Below are 8,790 nucleotides of genomic sequence, written 5' to 3'. Positions count from 1 at the left end.
ACCCGCATGCCGGGTGGTGTGGCAGGGGAACGGCCTGTGAAGGCCGTCCCCTATGCCGATTGCTCGGGATTCTTGACACCGTCCAGTCAGCTTCTCTAGGATGCTGCTCATGCGCCGATTTAAACAGCTACTTGCGGGGCGCCAGGTGACTCATCGAGTTGCCTATAGAAGCTTGAAACAGGCTTCGAAATACCGCTAAAGCGCTGGTTCGGTGTTGCCTCTCACCTGCCATGCAGACTTTTGAGGCAGAGACACGACACGATGAATGCACTAAGCCCCGTTGTACGTCCCGCGCCGATCACGGCACATCTCACCCAGCGCAATCCAAAAATCCTGCTTGGCGGTCAACATCAGCCGACGCTCTTGCGTTATCTCGATGGCTGGCCACGTCGTGCCGGTGGTCCTGCAGCCTTCCTGATCCAGTTTGTCGAGGACGGTGAGTCGCTGGCTCGGTTTGCCAGCGACAGTTTCGATCTGGCGGTGATCCAGTCGCCTGGCATCGAGGAGGCCCCGCAAGTGATCAAACAACTGATCCGCGTCGCCCGGCAAGGGCTGATTACTCGCCGCTGAGTCGAGGAAACAGGCCCTATATCCAGTGTGTTCTTAGCATTACGTCTCACATCAGGCGTTCGTATAAACTCGGCGTTCCGCTCGCTGGAGCCTCTAATATCAGGAAACATTGTGTCCACGACTGTCGATGGCAAGCCCCCCCTTGAGTCCCTAACGATCGAGAGCCCCTCTCCGCTGTATGCGAGGGTCAAGCAAGTCATCGTGCAAAAGATCCGCTCGGGGGCATGGCTGCCCAACTCAAAACTGCCGTCGGAAAGCGAGTTGTTGAGCCTGTTGGGGGTCAGCCGAATGACCATCAACCGGGCCTTGCGGGAGCTGACTATAGAAGGGTTGCTGGTTCGCATGCAGGGCGTCGGTACATTTGTCGCCGAGCCCAAAGGTCATGCCGCGTTGTTTGAGATCCACAATATCGCCGAAGAAATCTCTGCACGCGGGCACACCCATCGCTGTGAAGTCATCACGCTTGAAGAGGTGCCCGCCAAGTCCGCGCTGGCACTTCCATTCGCCCTGGACGGTGTGCCGCGACTGTTTCATTCGCTGGTGGTGCATTACGAGAACGAGGTGCCGGTCCAGATCGAGGAGCGTTTCGTCAATGCGCAGGTGGCGCCTGAGTACCTCAAACAAGACTTCACCAAAGTCACGCCTTATGCCTATCTCATTCAGTTGGCGCCATTGACCGAAGGTGAACACGTCGTCGAAGCGATCCACGCCAAATCGGTGGAATGCCGATTGCTGCAGATCAAGCGCAACGAACCGTGCCTGTTGATTCGTCGGCGCACCTGGTCAGCGAAAGGTCAGGTCGGCAGTGCACGCTTGGTTTACCCCGGTTCACGCTATCGACTTGAAGGGAAATTTGGTAACTGATCCTTCCGCGAGATGACGGCTACCGGGGTGTCGATATCACACCCCGGCAGTGTTACTGGCGTTACTTTTGGTGCGGAAGTGTTACTTCTGATCATTGATTTGCACAAAGTTGCGGCAGATTTTTACTGATTTTTTCGTTGATTCTATTCCTCTGATTTTTTCTTAATTTTTTTAACTAGTTGAATTATCTGAAATTTATTGAAAATTTCGGATGAAATCCGTTCGTCTCCAGAAAGAGGTGGCTCTTCACTTGCATTCACTTGTATGTACAGGCTGGTATAAGTTGCAATGTGCCTTGCTAGCCCCATAACGCTGATACGCTCGATGAAGGATTCCACCATGACTGATAAACCCGATAGATACCGTGATGTTGAAATCCGCGCTGCCCGCGGTAACACGCTGACCGCCAAGGAGCAGGGCCTGAACCTGCCGATGATTACCAAGGCCTGAGTGACCACTCCCTGCGGAGCATTGACGATGAAAGACAGTCCCTTCACTCAACAACTCCAGGGCGTGCGCGTCCTGGATATTAGCCGGGTCCTTGCCGGTCCCCATTGCACCGCGATGCTCGCGGATCTGGGCGCTGACGTCATCAAATTCGAAGTGCCCATGCACGGTGACGACAGCCGACACCTGGGGCCTTTTCGTGATGGCGAAAGTGTCTATTTCGGTCTGATCAATCGCGGCAAGCGCAGCGTCGAAATCAACTTCAAGTCGACGTCCGACAGGGCGAGGTTTTATCAACTGGTCGCTGACGCGGACGTCGTGGTGGAAAACTTCCGCCCGGGTGTCACTCAGCGATTGGGTATCGATTTTGAAACCCTGAAGCAACATAACCCGCGCCTGATCTACGCGAGCATTTCCGGCTTCGGTCAGGAGGGGCCGTTATCGCGGCGGCCGGCCTACGACATTGTGGCGCAGGCCATGTCCGGCCTCATGAGTGTCACCGGTTTTGCCGAGACCGGGCCGACCCGCAGCGGCGAAGCCATGGGCGATCTGTGTGCCGGGGTCTATGCCGCGTGGGCCATCAGCTCGGCATTGTTCGCTCGTGAACGGCATGCGCCGGGTGCGCAATACATCGACGTCGCCATGTTCGATGTGTTGTTCAGTCTACAAATGACCGGCTTGTCCAACCTTTATGCCAACGGTGTGGCCCCCGGGCTGGTCGGTAACCGTCATCCGGTGTCGACGCCGTTCGATACCTACCGTGCAGCGGACGGTCTGGTGGTTATCGCGGTGGCGAGCAACAAGCTGTTCCAGCGTTTATGCGAGTGCATGGGCAAAGTCGAACTGGCCAGTGATCCGCGCTTTGTCGACGACGATCTACGCACCCGTAACGAGCCTGCGTTGCGCAGCGAAATCGAAGGCTGGACGTCCAACGGCAAGGTCGAGGAGCTTTGTGATGCCTTGCTCGAGGCCGGCGTTCCGGCATCGCCGGTGTGGAATCTGGCCGAGGCGGCAAGCAGCGAGCAGGCACGCGTGCGGCAACTGCAGATTTACCCCGAAGGCTGCGCGCTACCGCTGGTTCCACAACCGGTATTTTTCAATGGCCATAAACCCCACGCCACCACCCTTGCGCCTCGGCTGGGTGCAGATAACCAGGCATTTGGACTGAATAAACAGGAAAACCCACATGAACTTTGAACTGGATCAGGTTGAACTGGCGGTTATTGAAACTGCTGAACAAGTCGCTCGGGAAGTCATTCAGCCGCGGGCTCAGCACTACGATGAGACCGAAACATTCTGCGCCGAGAGCCTGAAAGCCCTGGCCGAACTCGGTTGCATGGGGATCAACCTTCCGGAACAGTATGGTGGACTGGGGATTGGCAGCCTCGCAATGAGTCGGGTGGTCGAAGCGGTCGCTGGTGCGTGTGCTTCGACGGCCTCTGCATTGACCGCCCACTTTCTGGCGACTGACTCGATACTCATTGGTGGTACCGAAGCCCAGAAGCAAGCGTGGTTGCCGCGCGCAGCCACCGGTGAGTTGCTCGGCGCTTTCGCCTTGACCGAGCCTGCCGCAGGCTCGAATCCGGCGGACATGCGTTGCCGGGCACAACGCGAGGAGGGGGGCTGGCGTCTGCGCGGCAGCAAGCACTACATCACCAACGCCCGTGAAGCCGGCTTTATTGTGCTCTATGCAAAAACCGATGCCGAGGCCGGACACAAGGGCATCAGTGCCTTCATGATTCCTCAGGGGACGGCCGGGATCAGCTTTTCCAGCCCGGAGAAAACCATGGGGCTGCGCGGCAGTACCATCTATGAACTGGCGCTGGATTGCTGGCTGCCGGAGTCGGCCTTGCTCGGCGTTGAAGGGCAGGGATTCAATACCGCCATGGCGGTACTTGATCGAGGTCGGGTCGAGGTAGCGGCCATGTCGCTGGGTATCGCCAGTGCCGCGATGCAATGCAGCCTGAACTGGGTGCGTGAGCGGCAGATCGGTACCAAACCGCTGGCCGCGTACCAGGGCACCCAATGGCGTTTGGCCGACATGTACGCACAACTGGAAAGCGCACGCATGCTCACCTGGAAGGCGGCTGCCCGGCGTGACAGCGGGGAGCGCTTCAACCTGGACTCAGCGACTGCGAAGCTGGTCGCCGCCGAGTGTGCCGGTTTCATCACCGACGCAGCGCTGCAGTTGCACGGAGGCTATGGCTACATCCGTGACCTGCCACTGGAGCGTTACGTGCGTGACGCGCGGATTTTGCGGATTTTCGAGGGGACCTCAGAGGTCCAGAAAATCATCATTTCCAGAAGCCTGCTCGATGCTCACAAGTAAGTTTCAGGGCTGTCGTCAACGAGCCTGAGACTCGTCGGCGTCAGTTTTTCAGGTGATACGGACGCAACACCAAACGCTCAAATGACCAGCAGGACAACAAAGTGGTGGCCCCGGCCACACTGAACACTGTTGCGGCTGCCGCCAAAATCGGTGGTGATATCCACGTTCTGGTTGCAGGCCAGGGCGTTGGCGCGGTGGCTGAAGCCGCTGCGAAAATCGCTGGTGTGGCTAAAGTGCTGGTGGCTGACAACGCCGCCTACGCTCACAAACTGCCGGAAATCTTCGCGCCGCTGGTAGTCGCTCTCGTTCAAGAAGCAGGGGCTGCGGGCTACCGCCACATCCTGGCTGCCGCCACTTCCAACGGCAAAAACATCCTGCCGCGCGTGGCCGTTGCGCTGGACGATGACCAGATATCCGAAATTATCTCGATAGAAAGCGCTGATACCTTCAAGGTCCCGATCTACGCCGGTAACGCCATGTCTGATCGTCCGGAACTGACCGCTGCCAAGATCGTTGCGCCACAGTTCTACGTCGCGGTCGTTATCTCCGGCGCGATCCAGCACCTTTCAAACTAACTGGCTGGATCAGCGCCCAAGTTCTTGCGCAAAAACGTTATGCCGAGAAAGGCCCTCCCGGCCGAGGAGCTGTAATGAACAGCCCCTTTGAAATAACTAATCATACGCTCGATTTATTAGTGTCTTTCACTCGCTTAAAAGCAATCGCAAAGCCGGTGCCTTGCACTGACTGGTTTTGCGACTGCTGCGCAGCCGAACGGGGCGGCGCGGCGTTCCGACAAGCCCCCTCGCCACAAAGGACAGAGTGACGACTAATGTGGGTCGAGTTGGTCCAGCGCTCGGTTCACCGCGAGCTCACCCAACATGATGACTTGCGCAATGCCCAACAGGGTGTTGCGACCTGGTCCCTCCGTATGTCCGCCAAATCCATGGTCATGACATTGGCTGATGCCAGTGACTCGCATACGTGGGCCAGCAGGGTTTCGATACTGAGTTCCGGGTTGACGATGAACATGGAGTCGGGCGTGCGGGGAGTCGCTTTAATGTCGGCGGCAGAGGGGAAATGGAAATCGAGGGCGCGCTCGGCAGCGTCGTTGAGTTTGTTTGAACCGAGGCCTTCGTACGGCGATGCCGGATCGGTGTCCGGCGAGTTGGGCGTAACTTTGAACATAAATCAAACTCCTGATACGAGTTTATTTTAAGAAGAGCCATCACACTCGCTACCAAACGAAGGGTGGCGGCCATACGCGGGTTGGTAGACCGGTCGTATCAGAACCCGGCGCCCTCGAAAGGACCCCGCGCATGGCCACCATAATAGGTGACGCCATGCGCCATGATACGAAACCGGGCTACCAAACCCGATCACTGATGTTCAGCGACAGGGAAACAATAGAGGTCGGGGGTCAAGGCGCACAAACCGGCGGATTCTGTCTTAACCGTAGGCAATGACGCAAGGTGTTGTAGCTTTCAGGAGGTAACACAGAGCGCCATTAAACACGCATGTTAAACGGGTGGGTTTTTTGGCTGAGGAACACATGTTCGTGCAGCGATCTGTAGCAGCTGGCGAAGCCTGCGTTCGGCTGCGCAGCAGTCGTGAAGTCAGGCAATGCGGTGTTTCTGGAAGAGCTCGCTCTCAGGTTTACGACTGCTACGCAGCCGAACGCAGGCTTCGCCAGCTGCTACGAAGAGCGTGTTTCGCCTGAGATTTTTTTAACTGACTGGCATTACGTTAAACGGGAAACGGGTGAATTTTTCGGCGACACGCGTGTCGGCAGGGCTCAACTGTCTCTGTGCGCTCCATTCACCGGCATGCGACTGCCCAGGCGATAGCGTGAGGATGGATGGATCAGGCGTACATAGGTGACGATTTTGCTCTGACTCCAGGTTCGGCGCATGAGGACCAGGCAGGGTTCATTGGCATCGATTTGCATGTGTTTGGCTTCATCGCTGCTGGGGTGGCTGGCTTCGACGATATGTTCCATTTCATCGGGCCTGATGACCTGCAACAGGTACCTTGCCGGTTGCAGGTGCTCACCAAAGTCTTGCTGAAGAAATTCCGGCACCAACTCTGGATTGACGTAACGATCCTCGAGTTGCACCGGTACGCCTTCCTCGCAATGCACACAGATCAGATGAAAAACCGAGGTGCCGGTGGCCAGCGCCAGTGCAGCGGCCACCGGCATCGAGGCCGCTTCGCGTCCCAGGTGCAGGACGCGGCACGTGTAGCTGTGACCCCGGGCAATGATCTCGTCGGCGATGTTGGTGATTCGCAGCAGATTAGATTGCGGTTTGCTTTCGGCCACGAAAGTGCCGACGCCCGAGATTCGCACCAGATGCCCCTCTTCGGTCAGTTCACGCAATGCCCGGTTGACGGTCATGCGCGACATGCCCAGTTCCTGCACCAAACGGTTCTCTGAAGGGATCAGGTCGCCGGGTTTCCAAACGCCCGCGCGTAGCTGGCCTTGCACAAAATCCTTCGCGCGCCGATAGAGCGCCTGCGGTGCATTTTTCATCATCAGTCGGTCCGCGTCTCTTGTACGGCAAGCACTCTTGCCAAGGCTGTCAGAAAAAGGTCGTTATCCTCACAGCTTCCGATGGATACCCGCAAGTGATTAGCGTATCCGGCTTCGCGCCAGGGTTTGATGATCACCCCCTCACGTAACAGCGCCTGATTGATCACTTCGGCAGGATAAGGGGTGCTGAAGTACAGGAAATTGGCCATGGACGGTGCGGTCGAGATGCCTTGTTCCTGCAGTGCGACCACCAGTCGCCGGCGTTCGCTGGCGACATGGGAAAGGCAGGCTTGCAGATGTTCATCGTCGGCCAGCGCCGCAACTGCCGCGGCCTGGGCGACACGGTTGACGTTGAAAGGCGTGCGCAGACGATTGATCAGATCGGCCAGCAGCGGATCACTGACGATACCGTAGCCGACGCGTAAACCCGCCAGGGAATAAGCCTTGGAGAATGTCCGTAGCAGGACAAACGGTTTGCCGCAGGCCTGAATCAAGCCCAGGCAATCCGGATAGTCGGCCTCCTGTCGGGCGTATTCATAATAGGCCTCATCGAACACCAGTAAACACTGTGCTGGCAATGCGTCGAGCAACCGCTGCAACTCGTCGGCGCTCAGGGTGCAGCCCACCGGGTTGGACGGGCAGGAAAACATCAGCAAACGGGTGCGTGGCGTGAGTGCGGCGACCATCGCCGCCACGTCGAAGGTACCTTCGGCGGTCAAGGGTACGCCTACCACCCGGGCCCCGGCTGCCATTGGGTAGATAAAGTGCAAGCCGAAGGACGGCACCACGGTGACGACTTCATCGTCGTGGTCCAAAAACACCCGACTGATGACGCTCAGCAAATCTTCCGAGCCATTGCCGAACACCAGGTGATCTTCCGGTACGTCGAGTTTCTTCGACAGTGCGGCGCGTAATGCCTGGCAACCGGCATCGGGGTACAGCGCAATTTCACTGCAGGCCTGGGCCATTGCGGCGGTAACGGCGGGTGCCGGGCCCATCGGGTTTTCATTGCTGCCCAGTTTGGCGACGCGGGTCAGGTCGAAGCGCTTGCGCACCGCATCCGAGCCGAGGCCGGCGTTGTAGCTGGCCAGGTCACGTACTTCGGCGCGGGCTAACAGATTCAGATCGTTGGCATTCATACAGAGCTGACCTCTTTGGTGTCTTGCCAGAAGGCATTGCGATCCAGGTAGTTCTGCAAGAATTGCTGCAGGCGCGGCTGTTCGGCATTGTGAAAGATTTCGTGGGGCGTGCCGTGAGCGACCACCTGACCCTGATCGAGAAACACCACCGAATCGGCAACCTGGGCGGCGAAGCCCATTTCATGGGTGACCACCACCATGGTCATGCCTTCCTTGGCCAGGGTCTTCATGACCTGCAGCACTTCGCCGACCAGCTCCGGGTCGAGGGCAGAAGTGGGTTCATCGAACAGCATGATGTGCGGCTCCATAGCCAGCGCCCGGGCGATCGCCACGCGCTGTTGCTGACCACCGGACAGTTGCGCCGGATAGGCCGCCGCCTTGTGAGCCAGCCCGACTTTATCCAGCATCGCCATGGCCCGTTGACGAGCGTCATCGGCAGACAGCTTGCGCACACGCAACAAGGCTTCACTCACATTGCCAAGGGCGGTCATGTGCGGCCACAGGTTGAATTGCTGGAAGACCATGCCGACATTGCGTCGCACCAGATTGATTTGCGACTGTGCCGCGCGCTTGCGGCCCTTGCCGTTTTCCGGCACCCAGCCCAGTAACTGGCCTTCGATATAAATCTCGCCTTCGTCGTATTCCTCAAGGAACGCCATGCTGCGCAGCAGGGTGCTTTTGCCTGAGCCGGAGGGGCCAATCAGGCACACCACTTCAGAATGCCGGACCTGCAAGTCGATACCCTTGAGTACACGCAGGTTGCCGAAGCTCTTGCCGACGTTGATCAGTTTGAGCATTGGCTCGCTATTGTCGGAGAGTGCCTTGGAAGTCTTCATCGCTTCACCTGATTCTTTCAATACGGATGATGGTTGCGGGCCTATTGGCGTCGAAGCGGCAGGGTTTGTGCGCAGGTC

7 protein-coding genes and 2 pseudogenes are annotated in these 8,790 nt (G+C 57.9%); 5 read left to right on the top strand and 4 right to left on the bottom strand.

Annotation, left to right across the window (positions count from 1 at the left end):
• The first annotated feature begins 261 nt into the window (after window positions 1–261).
• The 5 genes and pseudogenes from ACM6IR_RS19440 to ACM6IR_RS19420 form a co-directional block, all read left to right on the top strand.
• Entirely contained in the window at window positions 262–570 is a 309-nt protein-coding gene (locus tag ACM6IR_RS19440) for a class I SAM-dependent methyltransferase (RefSeq protein ID WP_414909193.1), read from the top strand.
• A gap of 111 nt (window positions 571–681) precedes the next feature.
• A complete protein-coding gene (gene hutC, locus ACM6IR_RS19435) occupies window positions 682–1,434 on the top strand; it encodes a histidine utilization repressor (protein WP_414909192.1) in 753 nt (250 codons plus the stop codon).
• Window positions 1,435–1,911: 477 nt separating this feature from the next.
• Window positions 1,912–3,078 (top strand): CaiB/BaiF CoA transferase family protein, encoded by a 1,167-nt coding sequence (locus ACM6IR_RS19430; RefSeq protein WP_414909191.1) that lies wholly within the window; start codon window positions 1,912–1,914, stop codon window positions 3,076–3,078.
• The gene (locus tag ACM6IR_RS19425; RefSeq protein ID WP_414909190.1) at window positions 3,068–4,210 is read left to right on the top strand and encodes an acyl-CoA dehydrogenase family protein; all 1,143 of its coding nucleotides are present in this window, start codon (window positions 3,068–3,070) and stop codon (window positions 4,208–4,210) included. Before ACM6IR_RS19430 ends, ACM6IR_RS19425 begins: the two co-directional genes overlap by 11 nt.
• An 86-nt stretch (window positions 4,211–4,296) precedes the next feature.
• Window positions 4,297–4,725 (top strand): annotated as a pseudogene (locus ACM6IR_RS19420) (electron transfer flavoprotein subunit alpha/FixB family protein); the annotation flags it as partial.
• A gap of 311 nt (window positions 4,726–5,036) precedes the next feature.
• Here ACM6IR_RS19420 and ACM6IR_RS19415 read toward each other — a convergent pair.
• From ACM6IR_RS19415 to ACM6IR_RS19400, 4 genes and pseudogenes are all read right to left on the bottom strand, one after another.
• Window positions 5,037–5,395 (bottom strand): annotated as a pseudogene (locus tag ACM6IR_RS19415) (DUF6124 family protein).
• A gap of 607 nt (window positions 5,396–6,002) precedes the next feature.
• Entirely contained in the window at window positions 6,003–6,740 is a 738-nt protein-coding gene (hutC, locus tag ACM6IR_RS19410; RefSeq protein ID WP_414909189.1) for a histidine utilization repressor, read from the bottom strand.
• The gene (gene hisC / locus ACM6IR_RS19405; RefSeq protein WP_414909188.1) at window positions 6,740–7,876 is read right to left on the bottom strand and encodes a histidinol-phosphate transaminase; all 1,137 of its coding nucleotides are present in this window, start codon (window positions 7,874–7,876) and stop codon (window positions 6,740–6,742) included. Before hisC ends, hutC (ACM6IR_RS19410) begins: the two co-directional genes overlap by 1 nt.
• Window positions 7,873–8,712 (bottom strand): amino acid ABC transporter ATP-binding protein, encoded by an 840-nt coding sequence (locus tag ACM6IR_RS19400; protein WP_414909187.1) that lies wholly within the window; start codon window positions 8,710–8,712, stop codon window positions 7,873–7,875. The genes hisC and ACM6IR_RS19400 overlap by 4 nt, the downstream gene beginning before the upstream one ends.
• Window positions 8,713–8,790 lie beyond the last annotated feature (78 nt).

It is taken from the genome of Pseudomonas sp. IT-P253, assembly GCF_949768125.1.
In the GTDB taxonomy this organism is placed as follows: domain Bacteria; phylum Pseudomonadota; class Gammaproteobacteria; order Pseudomonadales; family Pseudomonadaceae; genus Aquipseudomonas.
Note: the sequence above shows the minus strand (reverse complement) of the source record. Positions and strands in the feature narration are given on the sequence as shown.